Genomic DNA, 24,815 nt, shown 5'->3' with positions numbered 1-24,815 from the left:
GGAGAAGAACAATGCGTGATCTCGCGGCAGAACTCCTGCAATGGCACACGGCGGGCAAGTCTTACGCCGTCGCCACCGTTATCGGCGTCAGCGGCAGCGCGCCGCGGCCACCGGGCGCCGCGCTGGCGGTGGACACCGAAGGCGTTGTCATCGGAAGTATTTCCGGCGGTTGCGTCGAGGGGGCGGTGTACGAGCTCTGTCGCGAGGCACTGCGTACCGGTCAGCCGGTACGCGAAACCTTCGGCTACAGCGACGACGATGCCTTCGTCGTCGGACTGACCTGCGGGGGCAAGATCGAGGTATTCATCCAGCCGATCACTCCCGCCGAGCACGACACGATCGAGGCGCTGCTCCGCTCGGCCGAGCCGGTGGCGCTCGTCCGAGACCTGAGCACCGGGGCCGCAATGACTTTGGGGCCGTGGTGGACGCTCGGGGCGACCTTCGATCCCGTCGTTGTGGCCGAAGCCAGGGCCATGCTCGAGGTGGCCGCCACCGGTGTGCGGGTGATCGGCTGCGGCGACCGCACGGTCACTATTTTTGTGGAATCGTACGTACCGCCGCCACGCATGATCGTGTTCGGCGCAATAGATTTCGCGGCGGCGGTGACGCGAATCGGCCGGTTTCTCGGCTATCACGTCACCGTCTGCGACGCCCGTCCGGTCTTCGCGACCAAGGTGCGATTCCCCGACGCCCACGAGATCGTCGTCGAGTGGCCTGACCGCTACCTGGACCGCACCGCAGTTGACCCGCGAACCGTGCTGTGCGTGCTGACCCACGATGCGAAGTTCGATATCCCCTTATTGGAGAAGGCATTACGTCTGCCGGTCGCCTATGTCGGCGCGATGGGCTCGCGCCGAACCCACGATGAGCGGATGGCCAGCCTGCGCGCCATTGGTCTCTCGGAATCCGAACTGGCGGTGCTGCGTTCGCCGATCGGGCTCGATCTCGGCGGGCGCACCGCCGAGGAAACCGCAGTCGCCATCGCCGCCGAGATCGTCGCGGTACGCCGCGGCGGCTCGACGCAGCCACTCACTTCCAGCGATGGGCCTATCCATCGGGACTTAGTTCCGACGTGGTGAAGGCATTCGGCTGGAGCATCATACAAATGTGCTTCGGAACAAACGATCAGCTTTGGGTTTATCTCATCTATCCAGATAATGCGTATGCCCTGCATACTTGGTGAAATTCGACACAAAAGGACCCGATAATGCCGTTGATTTTCCTGAACGGTTCCGCCATGCGCGGCGGGCCGCTCAACCATCTGTTGAACGGTGCGCCGTTCGCCGGTGAAGCGAAAACCGCTCCGCGCTATCGCTTCTTCTCGGTGGGCGACCGCTTTCCCGGCCTCGACCCGTCGCCGGACGGCGGCTACTCGATCACGGGCGAACTGTTCGACGTGTCACTCGATGTGCTCCGCGAACACCTGCTACCTGCGGAACCGCCGGAGCTGGAGCTCGGCGCGATCGAGCTGGACGACGGCAGGTCGGTCCTGTCGATGGTGCTGCGGCGACCGCCGACGTCGTACCCGGAGCTGATCGACATCACCCGCATCGGCAGCTGGAAGAAATATCGCGAAGGAGCTGTGTGAAGCATTACGCAGGGGAGTCCGGTCTCCCGAAATTCGACGTCAATTGCTCTATTCTTTTCACCGATCTGCCACTGCTGGAACGGCCGGCCGCCGCCAAGGCTGCCGGGTTCGACGCGGTCGAATTCTGGTGGCCTTTCGGCGACGACCCGACACCGGCAGATAAAGAGATCGATGCATTTGTTCGTGCGATCGATGATGCCGGTGTGCAGTTGGTCGGCCTGAATTTCGTCGATCTGATTCCGGTTGGGCGTGGCCTGGTTTCCGTCCCGGGCGAGATCGCCAGGTTTCGCGACAATATCGAGGTGGCCGTCGGGATCGCCGAACGCACCGGCTGCCGCGCGCTGAATGCTCTCTACGGCAACCGCATCGCCGGTGAAGACCCGGTGAAGCAGGACGAGCTCGCGTTGGAGAACCTCAGGTTGGCTGCCCGGGCTGCCGCTCGGATCGACGCCACCGTTCTGGTCGAAGCGCTGAATGCGCATGAATCGCCGCACTATCCGATCGTCAGCGCCGAGCATGCCGTGCGTGTCATCGAGCGGACCGGCGAGCCGAACGTGCGCTTCCTGTGCGACCTCTACCACCTGGCCCGCATGGACGAGAACCTGATCCAGGTGATCAAGACCTACGCCCAGCACATCGGCCACGTACAGATCGCCGACGATCCTGGTCGCGGCCGGCCTGGCACCGGCGAACTGGACTTCGCGACGCTCTTCGACACTCTCAGCGCCGCTGGCTACGACGGCTGGATCGGCCTCGAATACAAAGACCCCGAGCTTGATTGGAAGTGGATGCAGGCATGAGCAAGATCGGATTTATCGGCCTCGGGATCATGGGTAGTCCGATGGCGGGACATCTTGTGAAGGCCGGACACGAGGTGACCGGTTACGACATCGGCCCCAAGGGGCTGGAAAAGCTCAAGGAAGCAGGCGGTTCCGCCGCCGCCAGCGTCGCCGAGGCGGTCCGGGACAAAGACATCGTCATCACGATGCTGCCGCAGGACGAGCAGATCGAACAGGTCTTCCCCGACATTCTGCAGAACACAGTCCCTGGCACGCTGTACATCGACTTCTCCACGATCACCCCGAAGACTGCCAAGTGGACCGCTGAACAGGGCAAGAAGAACGACCTTCGGGTGCTGGACGCCCCGGTCAGCGGCGGGGAGAACGGCGCGATCAACGCGGCCCTGTCGATCATGGTCGGCGGCTCCGAGGCCGACTTCGCCGCCGCGACACCGATCTTCGAGACGGTCGGCAAGACCTTCGCGCTGGTCGGCGGCAGCGGTGCGGGCCAATGCGTCAAGGCCGCGAACCAGCTCGTCGTCGGAGGCACCTACGCACTGGTCGCCGAAGCGATCCTGCTGATGGAGAACCTGGGCGCGGACGCGGCCAAGGGACTCGACGTGCTGGCAGGTGGACTCGCGGGCAGCAAAATCCTGGAGCTCAAGCGCGAAACCATGCTGGCTCGCAACTTCGTGCCCGGCTTCCGGATCGACCTGCACCACAAGGACATGGGCATCATCCTGCAGGCGGCTCGCGAGGCCGAGGTGGCTATCCCTATGGGTGCGCTCACCGCGCAGCTCATTGCCGCGGCGCGGGCCATGGGCTACGGCTCGCTTGACCACTCCGGCCTGCTGCTGGTTGCCGAGGCGCTGTCGGGCCGGGGCGAGGCGTGAGGAGGCTCGCCGCGACGCAGTCGCTCGCGCACCACGGGGAATGCAGCTCTCGGCTGCCCGTCGGCTGGATTCTTAGCGACAAACCTGCCGACCGTGCGGTGCCGCACGCGATGCAATCTCGCAGCGTGCGCCAGAACAAGGAGCGTTGAACATGGCACGGATGCGTACTGTCGACGCGGCAGTGTTGATTCTCGAAAAGGAAGGCGCGACACAGGCGTTCGGTTTGCCTGGGGCGGCGATCAATCCGTTCTACAGTGCGATGCGCGCGCATGGTGGGATCAAGCATGTGCTGGCCCGCCATGTCGAGGCTGCCTCGCATATGGCTGAGGGTTATACCCGTGCCGTGGCAGGCAATATCGGTGTCTGTATCGGTACGTCGGGTCCTGCGGGCACTGACATGATCACCGGGTTGTATTCGGCCAGTGCGGATTCTATTCCGATTCTGTGTATCACTGGTCAGGCGCCGGTGGCGAAGTTGCACAAGGAGGATTTTCAGGCCGTCGATATTGCCTCGATCGCTGGGCCGGTGGCCAAGTGGGCGGTGACTGTGCTGGAGCCCGCGCAGGTGCCTGGCACGTTCCAGAAGGCGTTCCGGCTGATGCGGGAGGGCAGGCCTGGCCCGGTGCTGATCGATCTGCCGATCGATGTGCAGCTGGCCGAAATCGAGTTCGACATCGAGACATACGAGCCGCTGCAGGTGCACCGTCCCGCCGCGACCCGCGCTCAGGCCGAAAAGGCCATGGCGATGCTGAACGCGGCCGAGCGTCCACTGCTGGTCGCCGGTGGCGGAATCGTGAATGCCGACGCGGATGAGCTGCTCGTCGAATTCGCCGAGCTGACCGGTGTTCCGGTGGTGCCGACGCTGATGGGTTGGGGCACGATCCCCGACGACCACCAGCTGCACGCGGGCATGGTCGGCTTGCAGACCTCGCACCGCTACGGCAACGCGACGATGCTCGAATCCGATTTCGTCCTCGGTATCGGTAATAGGTGGGCCAATCGACACACCGGTGGCGTCGAGACCTACACCAAAGACCGCACTTTCGTGCACGTCGACATCGAGCCGACGCAGATCGGGCGTGTCTTCGCGCCGGACTTCGGTATTACCTCCGACGCGGGTGCCGCGTTGCGCGTGTTCATCGAGGTCGCCCGCGATCTCGCGGCGAAAGGTGAGTTGCGCGACCGATCAGATTGGGCCGGTCAGGTCCGTGCCCGAAAGCAGCTCGGCCAGCGCAAGACTCACTTCGACAATGTCCCGATCAAACCTCAGCGTGTATATGAGGAGATGAACAAAGCGTTCGGACCCGACAACCGCTACGTCAGCACCATCGGCCTCTCCCAGATCCAGGCGTCGCAACTGCTGAACGTCTACAAGCCGCGCCACTGGATCAACGCGGGCCAGGCCGGACCACTCGGCTGGACCCTGCCTGCCGCCTTGGGCGTGGCAACAGCCGTCCCTGACGCGACGATCGTCGCACTGTCCGGCGACTACGACTTCCAGTTCCTCATCGAAGAATTGGCCGTCGGCGCACAGTTCAACATCCCCTACATCCACGTCCTCGTGAACAACTCCTACTTGGGCCTGATCCGTCAGGCGCAACGGAACTTCTCGATGGACTACTACGTCCAGCTCGACTTCGACAACATCAACAGCCCCGAGGTCGGCGGCTACGGCGTGGACCACGTCAAGGTCGCGGAAGGGCTGGGCTGCAAGGCGATCCGCGTCTTTGAACCCGAACACATCGGCCAGGCACTGGAAGACGCCAAGAAGCTGATGGCCGAGCACCGGGTGCCGGTGGTCGTCGAGTGCATCCTCGAACGCGTCACCAACGTATCGATGGGCTTGGAGATCGACAATATTGTCGAATTCGAGGAGCTGGCGCTGTCCGCCGCGGACGCGCCCACCGCCACCGTCGCCATCGAACCGGAGCCGGAACCGGTCGGAGGCGGCAGGTGAGCGGGCCGGACGCTCCGCTCTCGAGAAATGTGCGCGGCGGGTGGCGCGATGGACATTGTGTCGTCGCCCCCGACAAGTTCAAGGGGTCGCTGACCGCGCCTCAGGTCGCCGCGCACATCGCCACCGGACTCCGCCGGGTGCGCCCGGACATCCCCGTCGTCACCATGCCGGTGGCCGACGGGGGCGACGGCACGGTCGACGCCGTCGTGGAGTCGGGCTTCGTCCGCTTCCAGACGAGCGTCGCCGGTCCACTGGGGTTACCGGTGGCTGCCTCGTTCGCGATGAGGGGCGAGGCGGCGGTGATCGAGCTGGCGGAAGCGTCCGGCCTGCGTCGGCTGCCGGTGCGGCCGACTTTCCAAACCGCCATGACGGCAACCAGTTACGGCACCGGCGAGTTGATCCGGGCGGCCGCGCAACGCGGCGCCCGCAGCGTGGTGCTCGGCCTGGGCGGCAGCGCGTGCACGGACGGGGGAGTGGGCATGATGTCGGCGCTCGGTGTCCGGTTTCTCGACGAGCACGGTCTCGAGCTGCCACGCGGCGGTGCGGCGCTGACCAGGTTGGCCCGCATCGATGCCAGCGACATGCTGCAGGTGCCGGTGATCGTGGCCTCCGACGTGGACAACCCGCTGCTCGGACCGCGCGGCGCTGCACAGGTTTACGGCCCGCAGAAGGGTGCGCGGTCCGGTGACATCGACGAATTGGAATGGGGCCTGGCACGTTTGGCTTCGATAGTCGAACGCGATCTCGGTGCCGACGTTGCGGACCGCCCCGGCGCCGGTGCCGCGGGCGGGGTCGGTTACGCAGCGCTCGCTTTCCTGGGCGCGACGGTGCGGCCTGGGATCGAGATCATCTTGGAACTGATGTCCTTCGCCGAGCAGATCGATGGGGCGCGGCTGGTGATCACCGGCGAGGGCTCGCTCGACCCGCAAACCCTGCACGGTAAGGCGCCGGTCGGGGTCGCCCGGGCCGCGGCGAGCGCCGCCGTGCCGGTCGTCGCGGTGGCCGGGCAGCGTTCGCTCACCGACGAGCAGTTGCGTCGTGCCCACATCGAGCAGGCGTATGCGTTGACCGACCTCGAACCCGACCCCGAGGTCTGTATGGCGGAAGCAGGACCCCTGTTGGAACGGCTTGCCGGTGAGATCGCCGGCGCCTGGCTGGGAGCGAGCGCTCATGCATGATCTGGTAATCCGGTCTCGGCGGGTCGCCCTGCCGGAGGGAATCCGTGCGGCCTCGATTGCCGTGCAGGACGGCAGGATCGCCGCGCTGGCGGAGTACGACGCCGTGCTCTCCGCGGCGGCAACCACCGATCTGGCCGACCTCGTCGTGCTGCCCGGGCTGGTGGATTCGCACGTACACGTCAACGAGCCTGGACGCACCGAGTGGGAGGGTTTCGCCACGGCAACCAAGGCCGCTGCGGCGGGCGGGGTGACGACGATCGTCGATATGCCGCTCAACTCGCTGCCACCGACGGTCACCGTGCCGTATCTGGAGACGAAGCAGTCGGTGGCGGACGGGCAGTGCCACGTCGATGTCGCCTTCTGGGGTGGCGCGATTCCCGGCAACCTGGCGTCGCTGCGGCCGCTACACGAGGCGGGCGTGGTCGGCTTCAAATGCTTCCTGTCACCGTCCGGAGTGGATGAATTCCCGCCGCTCGGGCTCGGTGAGGTGGAGCAGGTGATGCGCGAGCTCGCGGATTTCGATGGACTTCTCGTCGTGCACGCAGAAGATCCGGTGCGTCTGCACGATCCGGTAGACGGGTCGTATCGAGCGTTCCTGGATTCGCGTCCGGGGGAGTCGGAAAGGGCTGCGGTGCAGGAGGTTATCGCGCTCGCCGAAGTGACCGGCGTGCGCGCGCATATCCTGCACGTCTCGGCGGCTGCCTGCCTGGAACCGCTCGCCGCGGCGCAGGCGCGTGGTGTGCGGATCACCGCGGAGACCTGCCCGCACTATCTGACTCTCTCGGCTGCCGAGGCGTCGTCCACCGCGTTCAAATGCTGCCCGCCGATCCGTGACGCGGGCAACCAAGACGCGATGTGGCAGGGACTTGCCGATGGGGTGTTGTCATGTGTGGTCTCCGATCATTCGCCGTGTACACCCGACTTGAAAGAGGGCGACTTCGCGACGGCATGGGGCGGCATCTCGTCCCTGCAGATCGGTTTGCCCGCGGTGTGGACAGCGGCAGCCGAGCGCGGCTTCCGGCTGACCGACGTCGTCCGGTGGATGGCCGCCGCGCCCGCCGAGCTGGCCGGTCTGTCGCACAAGGGCCGGATCGCCGTCGGGTGCGACGCCGACCTGGTCGCCTTCGACCCGTGGGCGCCGATCACCGTCGATCCCGGCGCGTTGGCGCACAAGAACCCGATCACCCCCTACGGCGGCCGCGAACTGCGTGGCCTCGTCCATGCCACCTGGCTCCGCGGGCGTGTCGTCGGTAACGGCCACCCGCCCGCAGGCAGCCTTATTTCCTTGCATCACAACCGGATAGGGAACAATGTCTGACTTCACCAACCTGCCCGACTTGGCACTGCGTACTAATCGCGCCGGCGTGATCGCCGCCAGCGACGAGTCGTTCGAGGAACGCGAAAACCTCGTCAACCCTTGGCAACCTCGCTTCGCCGAGCACACCTTCGGCCCCAAGGGGCAGGAGTACGACGGCTGGGAGACCCGCCGCCATCGCGGCCCCGGTCACGACTGGGCCATCATCCGGCTCGGCATGCCCGGCGTGATCCGCGGAGTCGTCATCGATACCGCCTGGTTCAAGGGCAACTACCCACCCTTCACTTCGATCGAAGCGTGCCGTGCTGGCGGCTATCCGTCACCGTCGGAACTGGATTCGGCCGAATGGGTGGAGATCGTGCCGCGCAGTGCCCTTGGCGGCGACGCGAAACACGAACTGCCGGTCTCCGACGACCGAATCTTCACCCACGTCCGCCTGAACATCTACCCGGACGGCGGTGTCGCCCGTTTGCGCGTGCACGGCGAGGTGATACCGGACCCGACCTTACTCACCGGCCTCACCGTCGATCTCGCCGCGCTCGAAAACGGGGCCCGGACCGTGGCCTGCTCCAACATGTTCTACTCGGCCCCCGACAACATGCTCTCGCCAGGCTTAGCTCGCAACCAGGCCGACGGCTGGGAGACCGCTCGCCGCCGCGACAGCGGAAACGACTGGGCTGTCATCGAACTCGCCGCACAGGGCATCCCTGCCCTGATCGAGCTCGACACCACCAACCTGCTGTTCAACGCGCCCGGTGAAACCCGCATCCTCGGTATCGACCATCAAGGGCCGGAACCTCTTCCGCCCGCCGACGACCCCGCCTGGTTCGAACTCCTGCCCAGAACAGCGCTCCAACCGGACACCCCGCACCGCTTCCGCCTGGCACCGGCCGGTCGCGCCACCACTCACGTCCGCGTCGACATCTACCCGGACGGCGGTATCGCCCGCCTGCGAATCCTCGGCGCGCTCACTACGGAGGCCGAACAGGAGTTGAACTCGCGCTGGACGTCGAACAACGGGTGAACGGCCGCTGATCCGGCGCGAGCCTGCGTTTCGTTGGACCCGAAGCGTGTTTCAACGGCTGGTCGCCAGGCTCGTGTTCGAGCGTTTGGTCGAGGAGTTCGCGAGGGTGGTGGCGATGGTTGACGCGCGGGGTCGCGGTCGGATCGATGTGCGGTGGTGCGATCCATCCGGTGCGGCCCGGATACGGCGAGTCCGGGCCGAGGGTAGTGGTTTTCCAACCGCCGGGACCGTCGTGGACCATGGCGTGGCAGCGATCGCAGGCGAGGGTTTCGTTGTCGATGTCGGTAGGTCCGCCGCTATTCCACTCGGTCACATGGTGGGTGGCGCACATACTCGCTGGCGCGTCGCAACCCGGACGCGTGCAGCCGCGCAGGGTGGCGATGAGCGCCAACCTTTGTGCGCCGGAAGCCAACCGTTTGGCACGCCCCAAATGCAGTGGTAGACCGTCGTGGTCGAATACCGCGAGGAACGGCTGGGCTTGCTCGGCCAATCTCAACGCTTCGGCCATGGGGACAGTGCCGCCGGAGGCGGTAGTCGCGACCCCGGCGGCCTTCTCGACATCGGCGACGCTCATGGTCAGGATCGTCGAAACCGGCAGTCCTCGGTGCGACCCCAATTTTTCTGGAACGACGCAGTGCTCCAGCAACGCCTGCATCGCATCATGGGTGCGCTGGGCGGCACTGCGCACATCCCGCACCGCGGCGGCGGCCAGTTCGTCGGGGTCGACGTATTCACCGTCCCCACGGGGGCTTTCGGCATCGTCGGGGTTGTTCATGCCAGGTCGGCCCAGCTTTGCGACGACGGGATCCAGGAGTGCGCGCAGAGTAGGGGTGATGTCCCCGGTGATGGGCGACATCCCATCCGCACGTTGCCGCCCGATGCGAATACCGCGCATGCGGGCGCGGTCGGTGTCGTCCGACAGTGTGCCGTTGGGGTCGAGGTGGGCCAGGATCGCTTCCCCAACTTTGGGTATGTCGTCGGGGGAGCCGGTTCGCGCGAAATCGGCCAGGACCTGTTCGGCGGCTTCGTATTCCGGGTTCGTTATTCCACCGGGAATGCGGTTCATCACCGTGGCCACCCGACGTGCGTGCTCGGATGAGATCTCCCCTTCCGCCTGTCCCGCCGCGGTGTTCGCCAATTCGGGTGGGCGAGTGCCACCGGTGAGATCGCGGCGCATACCGAGTACCCGGGTGGCTGCGACCCGGCTCGCCGCGTCGGCGTGGGACAGGCGCAAGGTTTGCATCAGCAGCTTCTTGACCGTGCCCGCACCGGTGCGCGACGGCAGTCCGCGCTCCGATGCCTCGCTGATCAGCCGGTGGCCGACCGCGGCGAGGATGCGAGTGGCTTTTTCCACATCACGCATCAACTCGAGCAGCCGATCATCGGACAGTGGCATCAAGTCGGTGTCGAGCAGGTCATCGGCAGCCGTGAGCAGCGGGTCGGCGACCCGCTCCGATGGCACCTCGCAGCTCGAACTCATGTTCTAGACCCTAGCGAGATCGACCCCGAAAATCTAGAAGAAACAGCATCTGAACTGCACGTTTTCACAAAAGGCGTGTGAACTGTGTCCACCCCAACGCGGTCACCGCTACTCGTCATTGACCGTCTTCCGCATGCTCCTCTACTGTCCGACCATGTTGATCAGCATCGCCCGAAGCACCGGCGACCGCGCCGTGGCCGGGTACGACCGAACCCGACGATGACCGTCTACGACACGACGGGTCAAACGTATTCGCAGACCCGACAGCCAGATCCGCGCATCGCAGACCAGATCGACGCCGCGCTGCACGGCATGCGTACCGTGGTAAATATCGGCGCGGGCACCGGTTCCTACGAGCCGGGCAATACGGTGCTCGCGATCGAGCCCAGCCAGGTAATGATCGCCCAGCGCCCGGCAGGCGCGGCATCCGCAATTCGCGCGACCGCCGAAAACCTGCCGCTGCGCACCGCCTCGGTGGACGCGGCGCTCGCCGTCCTGACCATCCATCACTGGCCCGATCTCGAGCGTGGCATCGCCGAGATGGTGCGAGTCGCCCGCCGCCGCATCGCGATTCTCACCTGGGATCACACGGTATTCCGGCAGTTCTGGCTGGTTCGCGACTATCTACCGGCAGCGGCGGAGACGGACGCGAAACTAGCCGTCGCGCTGTCCGAACTCACGGCATTGCTGAAAAATCCAGAGATACAGCCGATCCCAGTCCCGCACGATTGCGTGGACGGCTTCGGCGGTGCCTATTGGCGCAGGCCCGAAGCCTACCTCGGGAAGACAGTCCAAGCGGGCATGTCCATGCTGGCCCTCACCCCGAAACCGCTACTGCAAGAAGGATTATCGCGGTTGCGGCAGGATCTGGAGACCGGCGATTGGCACACCCGCTACACCGACCTTCTCGATCAGTCGCACCTGGACCTCGGATACCGGCTCATCACAGCAGACCTGCCGACCTGACTGGATGAAACGACCTGACGGCCGATCCGTACGAGCAAGTCGGCCGTCAGTGCCGGATCGCGGGCCGTATCCCGATCGGTGTAGTCGGTAAGCGCATAAATATCGGTGAAACCTGTTGAACCCCAACGATTGCGAGGAATCTCGTTGCGCCCCATGACGGCGATGACGGGAACGAGTGCAGCGCGCCGGGCGACGACAACGGGCAGCTTGCCATGCGCGCTCTGCGCATCGAGTCTGCCCTCACCGGTGATCACCAGATCCGCAGTCGCACAATGACGATCGAAGTCGAGCAGGTCGAGGAAGAACTCAGCCCCGGATGTCATCCGTGCGCCGAGCAGCATGGCGGCGAAGCCGAGCCCACCAGCGCTGCCCGCACCGGGCGTAGCGGCAAGGACTCCGGCATTAGGAAACCCGTTGCGGGACAACATCTCCACCAGGTGGCGGAGCCCTCGATCAAGTAACCGTACTTCTGCCGCATCGGCCCCCTTCTGCGGCCCGTACACGGCAGCAGCCCCTTCCGGCCCGACCAACGGGTTGGTGACATCGGAGGCAACGACGAGATCGACCGGCGGCAACCGCACAGCCGCTGCGGCCTCGATCGAAGCGATCTCCAGCAACGCCCGCCCACTCGGCGCCAAGACCCGCCCGGCGCCATCGACGAACCGAAACCCGAACGCGGCCAGCAGCCCCATACCGCCATCGGTACTCGCGCTGCCACCGAGTGCCAGCACCACGCGGCGCGGCGACCGTAACAGCGCTTGCCGAACAGCCTGTCCCAGACCCAGACTCGACGCATCGAGCGGCCGCAGTCGACCTCCAGGCAAGGTCGCCAACCCACAGGTGTCAGCGACCTCGACGATAATGGTGTCGCCGCGCACCGCCATCCGCCCGCGCCATGGCGTCCCGATGGCGCCCGCGACGGTGCACCAACGACCGGTGAACCCGGCAGCAACGGCCGCTTCAACACTGCCGTCACCACCATCGGCAAGTGGAAGTTGCGTACTGTCGACACCAGACCCGGCAAGCCCCTGCGCAAGCCACCCCGCGACCTCGGCCGCCGTCAGGCTCCCCTTGAACTTGTCGGGCGCGATCAAGACCCTCATCCTTCGAGCACCCGGATCAGCGCCGCCGCCGAGATAACCGTCGTCACCCCGCCGATCCGAGTCGAAATCTGCGCGAACGGCATAAGATTCATCCGATTCGATGCCGAAAGTATTGCCACATCACCGGTTCCACCGAGCCCGCTGTGACACACCGTCACCAATGCCGCGTCGACCGGATACATCCCGATCGCGCGCCCCACCCAGAATCCGGTGGCGGCCATAGCGATAACGACGGCGATACAAGCCGCCACGTATCCCACCGACATCACCCCCATGATGTTCTTCAACGGCAGATACAGCATGCCGAGCCCGATCATGGTCGGATAGATGAAGTACCGGGCGATGACCGTGTAGATGCCGCGCACACTGTCCTCGACGTCGGCGGGAAAGACGCCGAACAACTTGCAGATCACCGACATGATGATCACCAGCACCGGCGCGGGCAGATGCACGACCCGTTCGAGCAGCGTAGCCAGCACGAACAAGCCACAGATGATCAGAATACCGAGCGCGTGGTTCCGCCCGGGCGTGGTGATGTCGGGCAGGGGAGTGGCCGAAGCGGTGTCCGGTGCCGCCACCTTCACCAAATGACCCCCGCCGTCGAGCTGCGGCCTGCGGTCCCCCAGCCTCCGCAACAGTCCCGCGAGGATGACCGCCACGATATTCCCGATGATCGCCGCCGGAATCAGCTCCGCGACATAACTTCCCGATTCTCCACCCAACGCCGACGCATACGCCGAGGACAGCGGTATGACCCCCTCGCCGATGCCGCCCCCGATGATCGGCACCACGATATAGAACAACGCCCGATGGAACCCGTACCCGAATGCCATCGCGACACCGATCCCCACCGCCACCGCGGCGGCCGTCCCGACCACCAGCGGCGGAAAGATCCGAATCAGCCCGCCCACCATCACCTTCTGGCTCATCCCGAGGATGCTGCCGACTACCAGCGTGCTGATGACGAAGTAGAGAAAGTTCGCCTCCTTCATCAACGCGTTCACCGCGGCCAACGTATTCGTGTTGAACACACCGAAGTACACCAGCACCGACGGCACCATCAGGCAGATCAGCGCGCCGCCACCGATCTTCGAGATGACCGGCAGCCGATTGCCCAACGGCCCGAGCAGCATTCCGAGACCCACGATCACGGCGAGCCCGCCGATCATGTTCTTCGGTATCGAGTCGAAGACGCCTGCGGCGAGCACCCCCGCGGTGAGGATGATCGGCACGATCAAGGGGATACCGTCGAGCGTCGGCAGTGTGAACGACCGCGCGGTCTTCGCCTGCAGACTCATGATCGGGCCATCGATGTCGCGGACTCGAGCTGCGCCCGCACCTGTCCGCCAACGGTTTCCGTCGTCTCGGCCCCGCCCATGTCCGGCGTGAGCGCCGACTGTCCCTGGGCCAGCACCGTTTCGATGGCCGCCATGACAGCATCGGCGCCAGCCTGTTCGCCGAGGTGCTCGAGCATCATGGCTCCGCTCCAGATCTGACCGATCGGATTGGCGATCCCGTTCCCGGCGATATCGGGGGCGGACCCGTGCACCGGCTCGAAAAGACTCGGAAAAAGCCGTTCCGGGTTGATGTTTCCACTCGGCGCGATCCCGATGGTTCCGGTGCACGCGGGCCCGAGATCGGAAAGGATGTCGCCGAACAAATTACTCGCGACAACCACATCGAACCAGTCCGGATGCAGCACGAAATTGGCCGTCAGAATGTCGATGTGATATTTGTCCACCTCGATAGCTGGATAGTCCTTCGCCATCGCCGCGACCCGTTCGTCCCAATAGGGCATCGTGATGGAAATACCATTGCTCTTGGTCGCCGACGTGAGATGCCGCTTCGGCCGCCGCTGCGCGAGTTCGAAGGCGTACTTCAGGATTCGGTCCACGCCGGTCCTGGTCATCACCGTCTCCTGGAGCACCGTCTCCCGTTCGGTGCCCTCGAAGATTTTGCCGCCGATACTCGAATACTCGCCCTCGGTGTTCTCCCTGACCACATAGAAGTCGACCTCACCAGGCTGTCTACCGGCGAGCGGGCTGTTGATGCCGCGCAGCAGCCGGACCGGCCGCAGGCTGACGTACTGATCGAAGTGCCGCCGGAACTGCAGCAGACTGCCCCACAGGGAAACATGGTCCGGCACCACCTCTGGCCAGCCGACCGCGCCGAAGTAGATGGCGTCGAATCCGGCCAGTTCGTCGAACCACCGGTCCGGCAGCATTTGCCCGGTCGCGGTGTAATACTCCGCGCTCGCGAAGTCGAACTCCGTGAAATCGAGGGTGAAGTCGAATGCCGCCGCGGCGGCCGCCAGCACGCGAACTCCCTGCGGCACGACTTCTTTGCCGATACCGTCCCCTGGAATGACGGCAATACGGTGCGTTGAACCCATCGTCGCGTTCTCCGATCTCCTCGATAGCGGCCCCGGAATCCGTTGTTGTGGGGCCGATCACAACGGTAGGCTCGGATATTCTGCGGCAAAAGCACGCAACGGGAAAGAGACTCTTTCCTGGATGGAAAAGACGAGGAGGTCGCCGTGTCCGGTGCAGCCACCGACGATGTCACGTTTTTCGACATCGTCGCCCGTTCGCGGAGCCTGACCGAGGCGGCGCGCGAATTCGGCGTCTCGGTGTCCTCGGTCAGTAAGCGGCTCGCGCAGATGGAGGCCAGGCTCGGCGTGCTACTCGTGCAACGCAGTACGCGCAGGCTGACGTTGACACCGGAGGGGGAGCGCTACGCGGCGGGTGCCGCGGTCATCGCCGCGCAGCTCGAAGAACTGGAGGATTCGGTCGCCGAGCAACGTCACGAACTGCGCGGCCGAGTCCACGTCCGGTCGACCATCGGCCTCGGCCGGGCCCACATCGCGCCGCTGGTCGCCGATTTCGTCGAGCGGAACCCACGGGTGCAGGTGGATCTGGAACTCTCGTCGCTGCCTCTGAATATCGCGGGAACCGGCTTCGACATCGACATCAGGGTTGGCGCACTGCAGGATTCGCGACTGACCGCGACCCGTCTATGGGTCAACCGCCGGGTGCTGTGCGCGTCACCGGAGTACCTGCGGCGCAACGGAACACCCGCGAATCTCAAGGAACTCGAACAGCACGACTGCATCATCTTGCGCGAGAACGAGTCCGACTACGCGCTATGGCGGTTCGACAGCGGCGGCAAGGAGGTCTCGATCCGCGTGGCGGGCAACCTGATCAGCAACGACGGCGACGTCATCACCCAATGGTGCCTAGCCGGAAGAGGTCTGGTGATGCGGTCGCTCTGGCACGTCGAGCCGCTGCTGCGCGACGGCTCACTCATCCAGGTACTGCCCGACATCCCGACGCCAAGCGCCGACATTTCCGCGGTCTACGCCGCGGCCGCCCCGCTACCGCGCCGAACCCGCGCCGTCATCGACCACCTGAAGGCCGGGCTCGGCCGCCGAATTACCGCCGCTGCGCGGTAACGCCTGCGGTACAGCCTGATTCAGGCGTACAGCGCGACGAACTTGTCCAGTGAACGCTCGATGTCGCCCTTCACCGCCCGCGCGACACCGGCGCCGATCGGCCCGAACAGCGGCCTGCCACCGAGCTCGATGTCGACCGTCACCTCCGAGCCGGTGCCCTTCGGCGCCACCAGCAATTCGAGACCGAGCTTGGTGCCGCCCTTGCCCGCACCGGTCAGCAACAGCCGCCGCGGCGGTTCGGCGGCCTTCACCGTCCATGTCACCCGGTTCCGCAACCCCTTCACCGAGGCGACGCCCACCAACTGGGTGCCGACCGTCAGCTCCGCGGGCACCTCACTGCGCCAGGCCTCGTGCATCGTCAGCCACTTGTCCAGGTCGGCCAGATTGGACGTGTGCGACCATGCCTCTTCGGGCGAGATCGGCACATCGACGGAGACCTTCAGCTTTGCCATGGCCGCATAGTATCCGGTACCCGCGGTTCGCTGTAGTTGGTGTCCGAATGTGCGGCTCCGTCCTTCAGCTCGGCTACATGATCGGCGCCGACCCCGCCGACCAGATATGTCTCGGCGACATCTGAGCAATCTTCATCCGGTAGGCCTCGCGACCGCTCCCAATGACTCCACCCGAGAACAAACTGGACGTTCCAGCAAACTTCTGGTCGCGATATCGCTGAATACCCTGTTCTCCCACCCGCTTCGGATAGGCGCGGTTGACACCATGTGCGTGATACGCGGCACCGCCGATAGATCGGATGATGTGTCCTCTATCGCGACACCGGAAACGCCCCTGGTCACCGCGTGGCAAGCGATCGTGATCACCAGTGGCGCAGCATTATTGCGCATCGGGCGGCACCCGTCATCTGTTGTCTGCAAACGCAATCATGTGAGTGGATCTGAAGAGAACTGGTTGCATAGCTGCTAATGTCGCAACGTCGGGTTCTGGTAACTGTTCGGACACAATCTGTTGTTCGGCGGGTAGCCGGTCCTCCGACGTGGACCAGATCCGACCAGGGTGTGCTGGTCGGCGTCGCGAGGAAGGCGAGACGAAGCACATGACGGAGAGTCGATTCCTCGGCGCCAATCGACGACGAAAGAACTGATGAATCAAGATATCGCCGTGGTGCTTTCATGGATCCTCGCCGCTGCTCTCGTGGTAGTGGCAGCGGTCGCGTTGTACGCAGTGCAATACGCGCGACAGCAGCGAGCCAGGGCCGAAGCACTCAGTAGAGAGCAACGAGCCGCGGAGGAAGCCGTCGAGCGCTTCGCGACAACCACGATGCCTGCGGTAGCCGAGGCGATCAGACGCTTCGACAGCCAGGCTCCCACCGTCGAAGTGCCGCCGGGCCTGGAGAATTCGCGCACCGCTCAGGTGTTGCGATGGATCGCCGAGCGCTACGCCGACGACCTGAGCCTGCTGCGGTCCGAGACCAGGGACCAGACCAACCATGAGGCGCAGCAGGCGATGCAGGCCGCCGAGGAAAAGGTGCGCACCGAGGTGTCCGCCGCGTCCAGGCAGGCGACCAGCGCGGCCGTGCGTTCTTTCGGCACCTCGGTGGTCAGTCTCGGCGCCGACGTCAGCCAGGTGGTCAGCTCCGCGTTGCGCGAGCACCGCAAGGACGAGGTGTACGAAACCCTCACCCGCATCGATCACACCGTGCAGCAGATGATCCGGCAGGCGCAGTCCTACGTGATCGTCTGCGGCGGTCTGCCCGGTCGGCGCTGGCCGGCCCAGGCGCTCACCGACGTCGTCGGTGGCGCGGTCGGCCGCGTCCGCGATTACCTGCGGGTGCGCCCCGGCCAGCTGGACCGGGTGGTCATCAGCCGGGCCGTCGAGCCGCTGGTGCACACCTTGGCGACCCTGCTCGATAACGCGTTGCGCTATTCTCCGCCAACGTCTTTCGTGGATGTCAGCTTCCAGGAGGGACACCACGGCGTCACCGTGATCATCGACGACGCGGGCGTCCGGATGAACGCCGAGCAGATGGAGGAGGCCAGGCAGGTGCTCGCGCACGAGCGCTCGGTCGACATCCACCAGCTCGGCCCCGCGCCCAAGGTCGGCTTCCCCGGCATCGCCGCGCTGGCCCGTCGCTACGGCTTCACCGTCTACATCGACGGCCCGAACGTCTACGGCGGCATGCGCGCGATGGTCTACATCCCCGAGGCCCTGCTGATGACCCCGCAGCCCGAGCATCAGGAGGTGGTGCCCGCGCGCGAGGTCGAGATACCCGCCGAACCCGTTCCTGCGGCGGCCACCACCGCTGCGTCGCACCGGGCACCGGAGATCGAAGAGCCTAGTGAGAGTGAGCCGTTCGCCGTGCACGAGATCACCAACGGCGGCTTACCCAAGCGACGCCGCAGGACGGTCGCGCTGGCCCCGGTCGGGCCGCGCACCGAACCCGGCCTCGCCAGGCCCGACGTGGCCGCGGCGTGGCACACCGGTTCCCAGAGCGGCCGCGCCGCAGCCACCGATCAGTCCGATAACTCCGATCACACGGAAGGGATCACACCCTGATGGTTACACCGGTGACCGACAGCAGCAACAAGCTGGGCTGGCTACTCGAAGACCTCAGCGTCCCGGGCGTCAGATTCTCGGTCCTCCTGTCCGAAGACGGCTTACGGATCGCGCACTCGGCGGGTATCGAGCGCGACCAGGCGGAGCGTTTCTCCGCCGCCGCGTCCGGTCTGCGCTCGCTTGGCAAGGCGCTCGGGGAGTTCTGCGGCGACGGCGACAACGGTGTTCGGCAGAACATGACCGAGTACGACCAGGGCATGATCCTGATCACCGCCGCGGGCGACGGCGCGCTGCTCGGCGTCGCGACCACCCCCGAGATCGACGTCGCACTCATCGCGCACCGGATGAACGAACTCGCCGGCCGGGTCGGGCACGAACTGGGGAGCCAGCCGCGCAGGCGTGTTGATGGTGGCGAATTGCCATGACTTCACGGGCCCGGCGTGATCCCGATTTGGTTCGGGCATATGTGCGCACCGGGGGACGCACCCGTCCCACTCGCGAGTTGGACCTGGTCACATTGGTCCGTGCCGCAAAGGACCCGTCGCCGGGTGCCGCGCCCGACGCACGCCGGGTCATCAATCTCTGTAGCCGCCGTGGCACGTTGTCGATCGCCGAGATCGCCGCGTACCTCGATCTGCCACCGTCCGTTGTCAAGATCGTCGCGGCCGATCTGATGGACAACGGTCACCTGGTTACGCCTACCCCGGCCGAAAACCTGCCGGAGATCGCTCTGCTCGAGGAGGTACTTAATGGGCTCCGTGCTCTCGCCGTCTGATCGTCCAGTCGACTATGTGCCGGAGACCGTTACCCGTTCCGTAAAGCTGTTGGTGGCAGGCAATTTCGGTGTCGGAAAGACCACCTTCGTGAGCAGCGTGTCGGAGATCAAGCCGCTGCGCACCGAGGAGACGATCACCGAGGCCAGCGTCGGCGTCGACGACATGGCGGGCTTGCCAGGTAAATCCCAGACGACCGTGGCGATGGACTTCGGCCGCATCACGCTCAACCCACAGCTGGCGCTGTACCTGTTCGGTACGCCGGGCCAGCAGCGGTTCGTCCCGCTGTGGGAGGAGCTGGCCCGCGGCGCGCTCGGCGCGCTGGTGCTGGTCGACACCCGGCGCATCGAGAAGTCCGACGAGGTGCTCTCGGTGCTCGAGGAGCGCGGTGTGCCGTATTCGGTGGCGGTCAACCAATTCGAAGGCTTCAAGAACTTTCCGTTAGGCGAGGTCCGCGACGCGTTGGATCTAGCGCCCGACACACCGCTCACTTCCTTAGACGCGCGTGACCGGGGCACGTGCTTGCGATCCCTGATCACGCTTGTTGAATTCCTGTTCCATCGTCAGGAGTCACGACTTTGACCACGCCCCCGCGTTCCTGCCCGGTTCAGCACGGATCACCGATCGACACCGACGGCCCTCGGGTGTCGCTGTATTCGGAGGAATTCGCCGCCGACCCACACCTCGCCTACCGCGAGATGCGCCGCCAATACGGATCCCTGGTACCGGTGAATCTCGCGCCGGACGTGCCTGCCACGCTGGTGATCGGATATCACACCGCGCTGCGCATCCTCAACGACCCGGAGCATTTCCCGGCCGACCCGCGCACCTGGCAGAAGGGTGTGCCCGGCGAGTGCCCGATCCTGCCGATGCTGGAGTGGCGGCCGAACGCGCTGCGCAGCGCGGGGCTCGACCACGGCAAGTACCGGCAGTCCAACGTGGCCGCCATCGCCGAGGTCGATCTGCACAGCTTGCACGCCACCGTCGAGCGGGTCGCCATCCCGCTGATCAACGCGTTCTGCCAGGACGGCGCCGCGGACCTGATCAGCCAGTACGCCTTTCCGCTCACCTTCGCGGTGCTCAACGCCACCCTCGGCTGTTCGCCGGAGATCGGCCAGCAGGTCGCGACCGGCATGGCCGCGATCTTCGAGGGCGTGAACGCCGACAAGGGCAACGCGATGCTCACCGACGCGCTGTTCGATCTGGTGAACTCCAAACGCAAAGAGCCAGGCGACGACATCACCTCGCGGCTGCTCGCCCATCCCGCCAAGCTCGACGATGTGGAGATGATTCACCAGCTCGTCACGCTGTACGGCGCGGGCATCGAGCCGCAGCAGAACCTGATCGTCAATACGCTGCTGCTGATGCTCACCGACGACCGATTCGCCGGAAACGTTCTGGGCGGTAGTCTTTCGACCCGCGACGCGCTCGACGAGGTGCTGTTCACCGACCCGCCGATGGCGAACTATTGCGTGTCGTATCCGAGGCAGCCGATACTGATCGATGGGGTGTGGCTGCCCGCGCACCAGCCGGTCGTGATCAGCATGTCCGGCTGCAACAACGACCCGTCCATCAGTGTCGGCGAGTACGTGGACAATCGCTCACATCTGGCGTGGAGCGTCGGGCCGCACGCCTGCCCCGCCAGGTCGATGGCCTACCTGATCGTGCAGGACGCCATCGATCAGCTTCTCGATGCGTTGCCCGAGTTGGGTCTTGCCGTGGCCGCAGGTGAATTGTCTTGGCGGCCAGGTCCTTTCCATCGAGCACTGGTCTCCCTCCCGGTAGTCTTCCCTAAGTCACCACCGTTGAACGTGTTTTAAGGAGACCCCGATGGACACTGAGCCACTAGTCCTAGACCCAACGGGCACCGACATTCAAGGAGAATCCGCCCGCCTGCGGGAGCGTGGCCCGGCCACCTTGGTGGAGCTGCCCGGCGGCGTGCGCGCGTGGTCGATTACCGACGCCGATCTGCTCAAGCGACTGCTCGTCGATCCGAAAGTGTCCAAGGATGCCAGGCAGCACTGGCCCGCCTTCGCCAAAGGTGAAGTGCCGCAGGACTGGCCGCTGTTCCTCTGGGTGGCGGTGAACAACATGTTCACCGCGTACGGCGCCGATCACCGGCGACTACGTAAGCTCGTCGCTCCGGCGTTCACCCATCGTCGCACCGAGGCGATGCGGCCGCGAATCGACCGGATCGTCGAGCGGCTCATCGCCGAGCTCGCGGCCCTGCCCAAGGGCGAAGTGGTAGATCTGCGTGAGGGTTTCGCGTATCCGGTGCCGATCGAGGTCATCTCCGAGCTGATGGGCGTGCCGGAATCGTTGAATCCCGGCCTGCGCAAGTGTGTCGACGGCATCTTCGACACCGCGCTCAGCCCGGAGGAGTCGCAGGCCAACTACATGGAGATGTACCGCATTCTCGCGGAGTTGGTGGCCTACCGGCGCGAAAACCCCAGTGACGACATGACCAGCCTGTTGATTTCACACCGCAGTGAGGACGACGGCTCCAAGCTCACCGAGCAGGAGCTCATCGACACGCTGCTGCTCGTCATCAGCGCGGGCCACGAGACCACGGTCAACCTGCTCGATCAGGCGATCTACGCGTTGATCACCCGGCCGGAGCAGCGCGCGCAGGTGCTCGAGGGCAAGGTCGGCTGGTCGGATCTGATCGAGGAGGCGCTGCGCTTCGAGGCGCCGGTCGCGCATCTGCCGCTGCGGTTCGCGGTCGACGACATCGAGATCGAGGGCGTGCGGATCGCCAAGGGCGAGCCGATTCTGCCCGCCTACGCCGCGGCCAACCGAGACCCGAAGGTGCACGGCGACACCGCCGACGATTTCGACGTGACCCGAGTTACCAAGGACCACTTGGCCTTCGGCCACGGTGTGCACCATTGCCTCGGTGCCCCGCTGGCCAGGCTGGAGGCGGCGCTCGCGCTGCCCGCCATCTTCGCGCGTTTCCCGAACATGCGTTTGGCGGCGGATCCGTCGGAGCTGGGCACCGTCGTCAGCTTCATCTCCAACGGCCACGGCAAGCTTCCAGTGATCCTGGAACCTGCTGAGTAGTAACATCATTCGAGCATGGGGTGCCGCAATCGCGTGGCACCCCTTTCGCATGTCTATGCCTTACGTGCCAATCCGGTGACGATAAGCTGCTCCCAAATGGTCAGCGCGCGAACGGGTTCCGTCTCGTCGGCCGCCGTCAGATCCGGCCGCCAGCTCGCGCAGGGCGTGATGCCCGGTTCGAGGATCTCCAGGTCACCGAACAGCGCCTCGATCTCCTTGTCGGTGCGCCACCGGCCACGTCCGAACGTCGACTGGAGTTTCTCCTCGGCGACGGCCGTCTCCCGGTTCTGGCCTGAGCGAAAATGCGAGATGTACACCATGCTCCCGGCCGACAGCTGCTCGGACCAGTAACGCACCACCGCGGCCGGGTCCTCGTCGTCGTTGAGGTGGTGCAGGATGCCGCTGAAGATGACGGCGGCCGGCTGGTCGAAATCGATCATCTCGACGACCTCGCGGTGCTCCCGAATCGTGCGCGGGTCACGCAGATCAGCCTGGAAGACAGTCGTATTGGTGTCGGTGGCCAGCAGCGCGCGGCCGTGCGCGAGCACGAGGGGATCGTTGTCGATGTAGACCACCTTGGCCTCGGGCGCGTGGCGGCGCGCGACCTGATGCACGTTGTCGGCGGTCGGCAGGCCGCTGCCGAGGTCGACGAACTGCCGCACGCCGTCGCGGGCCAGGTCGCGGACGGCGCGGATCAGCGCCTGCCGGTTGCTGGTGGCGATCGCGACCGAGCCGGGCAGATTGTCCTTGAAGTGGTCACCGATCGCCCGGTCGACGGCGAAGTTGTCCTTGCCGCCGAGCAGGTAGTCGTATACCCGGGCGATGCTCGGCTTGGATTGGTCGATCACGGGTGTCAGGTCGCTCATCTGTTCCATCGTAGGAGGCCCAGCGAGGGCGGGGTGCCGACGCCAGCGGCGATTCCCATTTGACCACAACACATTTCAGTGTGATGTTTGGCCGCTGTCGCCGCGGGTAGGCGACCAGGATGCCGATCGAAGGAGACTTCTCATGACATCTGTCGGGCGCCTGCGCAGCGTGGTGCTGGATTGTCCGGAGCCGCGCAAGCTCGCCGAGTTCTATATCGGCCTGCTCGGCCTCGAATTGACCGAGAACGAGGACGACAGCTGGGTTGTCACCGTAGATGGCGAAGGCAGGCGCATCGTCTTCCAGACCGCGCCGCAATATAAGCCGCCGCGTTTCCCGGATCCCGAAGCGTCCCAGCAGATCCACTTCGATGTGCTGGTCGATGACATCGACGAGGCCGAGCCCAAGGCGCTCGCACTCGGCGCAAAACTGGTGCAGCCCAACGATAGCGATCAGTTCCGGGTCTATGCCGATCCGGTGGGGCACATCTTCTGCCTCATGTGGTTGTAGCCGCGCGGCACCCTGCCAAGGTGGCCGCCGTCAACTCTGTCACGACATCGCCGACCTCGCGCCGGGCGCGAAAAGCGTTGAGCTGTCGCATAGCTCCATTGCCGCGAGCGAGCACGGCCGCGAGGGAGTCGGTGACCAGCTGCTGGTCACCGAGCTCTTCGAGCGCCGGACCGACGTAGCCGATCAGTTCGGCGAGCAGGTCGATCACCGGCATGATGCGTCCGTGTACCGGGTCGACGGCGTCGCCGTCGAGTCCGGTGCGTGCCGCCTTCCAGTACGCCGCCCGCAAGATCTCGTCGCTGACCGGCGGCGCGGAGATGTTGCGCGCCAACGAGTGCTGGGCGGTCATCACCGTCGCGCGCACCAGCGTCGCGAGCAGCACCGTCTCCTCCACCGTCGCGGGCACATCGCTGACGCGGATCTCCACCGTCGGAAAGCTCGGCGACGGACGGACATCCCAGTAGACCATCTTCTTGTCCAGGATGCTGCCGCTGGACAGCATCATCGCGACCATCGCGTCGTACTCGGCGGCCGACCCGAAATACGGTGGTGGACCGGCACTCGGCCAGCGCCGCCACAGAATGCTGCGCCAACTGGCGAAGCCGGTGTCGAGGTCGCGATAGATCGCCGAGTTCGCGGTGAGCGCCAGGAACAGCGGCAGCCACGGGCGCAAGAAATTGCTGACCTGCAAGGCGGTTTCTCGATCGGGCACCGCCACGTGCACGTGACAGCCGCACAGTCCCTGCTCCAGCGCGAGCATGCCGAACGCGCTGGCGATGCGCTGATAGCGGGGTGTGGCGGTGACCGGAAACTTGTCCGGCACGGTGGGTGGGATCGCCACCGCTAGCAGCTGGGCGCCGTTCTTCTCCGCGCAGGCGGCGATGCCGCAGCGCAGATCGCGCAATTCCGTCGCCAGCTCGGTGGAATCGGTGTGCACGCGGGTGCTGGTTTCCACCTGGCAGCGGGTGAGTTCGAGTTGGAGATCGATACCGAGTTCGGCCGCGGTCCGGGCGACCTCGACGTTTTTCGCGACAGGCAAACCGGTGTCGGGTTCGACGAGGAGAAATTCCTCCTCGACGCCGACAGTCGCAGTGTCTGCGTCCATGCAGGTAGATTACCCATCCTTTAAGGCCGTACGCGTGGTTTGGCTGTCATACGCGCTGGGCGGGAGCACCGCGAGACCGAACGATTCCGCGGTGCCCCGCGCGCTAGGCCATGCTTGGACCGCCGGGTCAAATGCCGATTAGATCTAGCACTGAACGAACCCAGTGGCTAACCATGCCGATGATCATCGGACTCTCCTTTCACCACTTCAGGGAACTGCGTCGTAAGCACCAGATTGCCGCAGTACGGCGGACCCCAA

The 24,815-nt window shown here is 65.3% G+C and carries 24 protein-coding genes; 17 read left to right on the top strand and 7 right to left on the bottom strand.

Features of this window, described 5'->3' with window-relative positions; genetic code table 11:
- The first annotated feature begins 11 nt into the window (after positions 1–11).
- The 8 genes from ACIA8C_RS40030 to alc all read left to right on the top strand — a co-directional run bounded on the left by ACIA8C_RS40030 (position 12) and on the right by alc (position 8,734).
- Complete coding sequence (locus tag ACIA8C_RS40030; RefSeq protein ID WP_397144174.1) at positions 12–1,079, top strand: XdhC family protein; 1,068 nt, start codon at positions 12–14, stop codon at positions 1,077–1,079.
- Between the two features lie 128 nt (positions 1,080–1,207).
- On the top strand, positions 1,208–1,588 hold the full coding sequence (locus tag ACIA8C_RS40025; RefSeq protein ID WP_397144172.1) for a gamma-glutamylcyclotransferase: 381 nt from the start codon (positions 1,208–1,210) through the stop codon (positions 1,586–1,588).
- Positions 1,585–2,388 carry a hydroxypyruvate isomerase family protein gene (locus ACIA8C_RS40020; RefSeq protein WP_397144170.1) on the top strand — a complete coding sequence of 268 codons (804 nt, stop codon included), beginning with the start codon at positions 1,585–1,587 and terminating at the stop codon, positions 2,386–2,388. Before ACIA8C_RS40025 ends, ACIA8C_RS40020 begins: the two co-directional genes overlap by 4 nt.
- Positions 2,385–3,260, top strand: coding sequence for an NAD(P)-dependent oxidoreductase (locus tag ACIA8C_RS40015; protein ID WP_397144169.1), 876 nt, complete (start codon positions 2,385–2,387; stop codon positions 3,258–3,260). The genes ACIA8C_RS40020 and ACIA8C_RS40015 overlap by 4 nt, the downstream gene beginning before the upstream one ends.
- Positions 3,261–3,411: 151 nt before the next feature.
- Positions 3,412–5,217, top strand: a complete 1,806-nt coding sequence (gene gcl, locus ACIA8C_RS40010) for a glyoxylate carboligase (protein WP_397144167.1) — start codon at positions 3,412–3,414, stop codon at positions 5,215–5,217.
- Positions 5,214–6,395 (top strand): glycerate kinase, encoded by a 1,182-nt coding sequence (locus ACIA8C_RS40005; RefSeq protein WP_397144165.1) that lies wholly within the window; start codon positions 5,214–5,216, stop codon positions 6,393–6,395. Before gcl ends, ACIA8C_RS40005 begins: the two co-directional genes overlap by 4 nt.
- Positions 6,388–7,713, top strand: coding sequence for an allantoinase AllB (gene allB, locus ACIA8C_RS40000; protein WP_397144163.1), 1,326 nt, complete (start codon positions 6,388–6,390; stop codon positions 7,711–7,713). The genes ACIA8C_RS40005 and allB overlap by 8 nt, the downstream gene beginning before the upstream one ends.
- The gene (alc, locus tag ACIA8C_RS39995) at positions 7,706–8,734 is read left to right on the top strand and encodes an allantoicase (RefSeq protein WP_397144161.1); all 1,029 of its coding nucleotides are present in this window, start codon (positions 7,706–7,708) and stop codon (positions 8,732–8,734) included. Before allB ends, alc begins: the two co-directional genes overlap by 8 nt.
- Here the strand turns inward: alc and ACIA8C_RS39990 are convergent.
- Positions 8,682–10,214 (bottom strand): DUF222 domain-containing protein, encoded by a 1,533-nt coding sequence (locus ACIA8C_RS39990; RefSeq protein ID WP_397144159.1) that lies wholly within the window; start codon positions 10,212–10,214, stop codon positions 8,682–8,684. The genes alc and ACIA8C_RS39990 overlap by 53 nt on opposite strands.
- Positions 10,215–10,433: 219 nt before the next feature.
- Between ACIA8C_RS39990 and ACIA8C_RS39985 the strand changes: the two genes are divergently transcribed.
- On the top strand, positions 10,434–11,180 hold the full coding sequence (locus ACIA8C_RS39985) for a class I SAM-dependent methyltransferase (RefSeq protein ID WP_397144157.1): 747 nt from the start codon (positions 10,434–10,436) through the stop codon (positions 11,178–11,180).
- Here ACIA8C_RS39985 and ACIA8C_RS39980 read toward each other — a convergent pair.
- The 3 genes from ACIA8C_RS39980 to ACIA8C_RS39970 are packed head-to-tail and all read right to left on the bottom strand — an operon-like array spanning position 11,126 to position 14,675.
- The gene (locus ACIA8C_RS39980; RefSeq protein WP_397144155.1) at positions 11,126–12,283 is read right to left on the bottom strand and encodes a glycerate kinase; all 1,158 of its coding nucleotides are present in this window, start codon (positions 12,281–12,283) and stop codon (positions 11,126–11,128) included. The genes ACIA8C_RS39985 and ACIA8C_RS39980 overlap by 55 nt on opposite strands.
- The gene (locus tag ACIA8C_RS39975) at positions 12,280–13,581 is read right to left on the bottom strand and encodes a 2-hydroxycarboxylate transporter family protein (protein ID WP_397144153.1); all 1,302 of its coding nucleotides are present in this window, start codon (positions 13,579–13,581) and stop codon (positions 12,280–12,282) included. The genes ACIA8C_RS39980 and ACIA8C_RS39975 overlap by 4 nt, the downstream gene beginning before the upstream one ends.
- Positions 13,578–14,675: a tartrate dehydrogenase gene (locus ACIA8C_RS39970; RefSeq protein WP_397144151.1), complete on the bottom strand. Its 1,098-nt coding sequence runs from the start codon at positions 14,673–14,675 to the stop codon at positions 13,578–13,580. Before ACIA8C_RS39970 ends, ACIA8C_RS39975 begins: the two co-directional genes overlap by 4 nt.
- A 144-nt stretch (positions 14,676–14,819) precedes the next feature.
- Between ACIA8C_RS39970 and ACIA8C_RS39965 the strand changes: the two genes are divergently transcribed.
- Positions 14,820–15,734 carry a LysR family transcriptional regulator gene (locus ACIA8C_RS39965; protein ID WP_397144149.1) on the top strand — a complete coding sequence of 305 codons (915 nt, stop codon included), beginning with the start codon at positions 14,820–14,822 and terminating at the stop codon, positions 15,732–15,734.
- A gap of 20 nt (positions 15,735–15,754) precedes the next feature.
- Here ACIA8C_RS39965 and ACIA8C_RS39960 read toward each other — a convergent pair whose 3' ends face one another.
- Positions 15,755–16,186, bottom strand: coding sequence for an SRPBCC family protein (locus ACIA8C_RS39960; protein WP_397144147.1), 432 nt, complete (start codon positions 16,184–16,186; stop codon positions 15,755–15,757).
- A 646-nt stretch (positions 16,187–16,832) separates the two neighbouring features.
- Between ACIA8C_RS39960 and ACIA8C_RS39955 the strand changes: the two genes are divergently transcribed.
- The 6 genes from ACIA8C_RS39955 to ACIA8C_RS39930 are packed head-to-tail and all read left to right on the top strand — an operon-like array spanning position 16,833 to position 22,078.
- Positions 16,833–18,245, top strand: a complete 1,413-nt coding sequence (locus ACIA8C_RS39955; protein WP_397144145.1) for a sensor histidine kinase — start codon at positions 16,833–16,835, stop codon at positions 18,243–18,245.
- On the top strand, positions 18,245–18,670 hold the full coding sequence (locus ACIA8C_RS39950) for a roadblock/LC7 domain-containing protein (protein WP_396997278.1): 426 nt from the start codon (positions 18,245–18,247) through the stop codon (positions 18,668–18,670). Before ACIA8C_RS39955 ends, ACIA8C_RS39950 begins: the two co-directional genes overlap by 1 nt.
- Positions 18,667–19,020: a DUF742 domain-containing protein gene (locus ACIA8C_RS39945; protein ID WP_396997276.1), complete on the top strand. Its 354-nt coding sequence runs from the start codon at positions 18,667–18,669 to the stop codon at positions 19,018–19,020. Before ACIA8C_RS39950 ends, ACIA8C_RS39945 begins: the two co-directional genes overlap by 4 nt.
- A complete protein-coding gene (locus tag ACIA8C_RS39940; protein ID WP_396997274.1) occupies positions 18,995–19,600 on the top strand; it encodes a GTP-binding protein in 606 nt (201 codons plus the stop codon). Before ACIA8C_RS39945 ends, ACIA8C_RS39940 begins: the two co-directional genes overlap by 26 nt.
- Positions 19,597–20,838 carry a cytochrome P450 gene (locus tag ACIA8C_RS39935; protein WP_397144143.1) on the top strand — a complete coding sequence of 414 codons (1,242 nt, stop codon included), beginning with the start codon at positions 19,597–19,599 and terminating at the stop codon, positions 20,836–20,838. Before ACIA8C_RS39940 ends, ACIA8C_RS39935 begins: the two co-directional genes overlap by 4 nt.
- Before the next feature lie 10 nt (positions 20,839–20,848).
- Positions 20,849–22,078, top strand: a complete 1,230-nt coding sequence (locus ACIA8C_RS39930) for a cytochrome P450 (RefSeq protein WP_397144141.1) — start codon at positions 20,849–20,851, stop codon at positions 22,076–22,078.
- Positions 22,079–22,131: 53 nt separating this feature from the next.
- Here the strand turns inward: ACIA8C_RS39930 and ACIA8C_RS39925 are convergent, their stop codons facing one another.
- On the bottom strand, positions 22,132–22,944 hold the full coding sequence (locus ACIA8C_RS39925) for an SAM-dependent methyltransferase (protein WP_397144139.1): 813 nt from the start codon (positions 22,942–22,944) through the stop codon (positions 22,132–22,134).
- 142 nt (positions 22,945–23,086) lie between these two features.
- Between ACIA8C_RS39925 and ACIA8C_RS39920 the strand changes: the two genes are divergently transcribed.
- Positions 23,087–23,452 carry a VOC family protein gene (locus tag ACIA8C_RS39920; protein ID WP_397144137.1) on the top strand — a complete coding sequence of 122 codons (366 nt, stop codon included), beginning with the start codon at positions 23,087–23,089 and terminating at the stop codon, positions 23,450–23,452.
- Here ACIA8C_RS39920 and ACIA8C_RS39915 read toward each other — a convergent pair.
- Positions 23,439–24,557 carry a glutamate--cysteine ligase gene (locus ACIA8C_RS39915; RefSeq protein ID WP_397144135.1) on the bottom strand — a complete coding sequence of 373 codons (1,119 nt, stop codon included), beginning with the start codon at positions 24,555–24,557 and terminating at the stop codon, positions 23,439–23,441. The genes ACIA8C_RS39920 and ACIA8C_RS39915 overlap by 14 nt on opposite strands.
- Positions 24,558–24,815: the final 258 nt, after the last annotated feature.

Origin of the sequence: Nocardia sp. NPDC051321 (assembly GCF_044455225.1) — a bacterium.
Classification (GTDB): domain Bacteria; phylum Actinomycetota; class Actinomycetes; order Mycobacteriales; family Mycobacteriaceae; genus Nocardia.
This window is presented reverse-complemented; position numbering and strand designations above follow the sequence as displayed.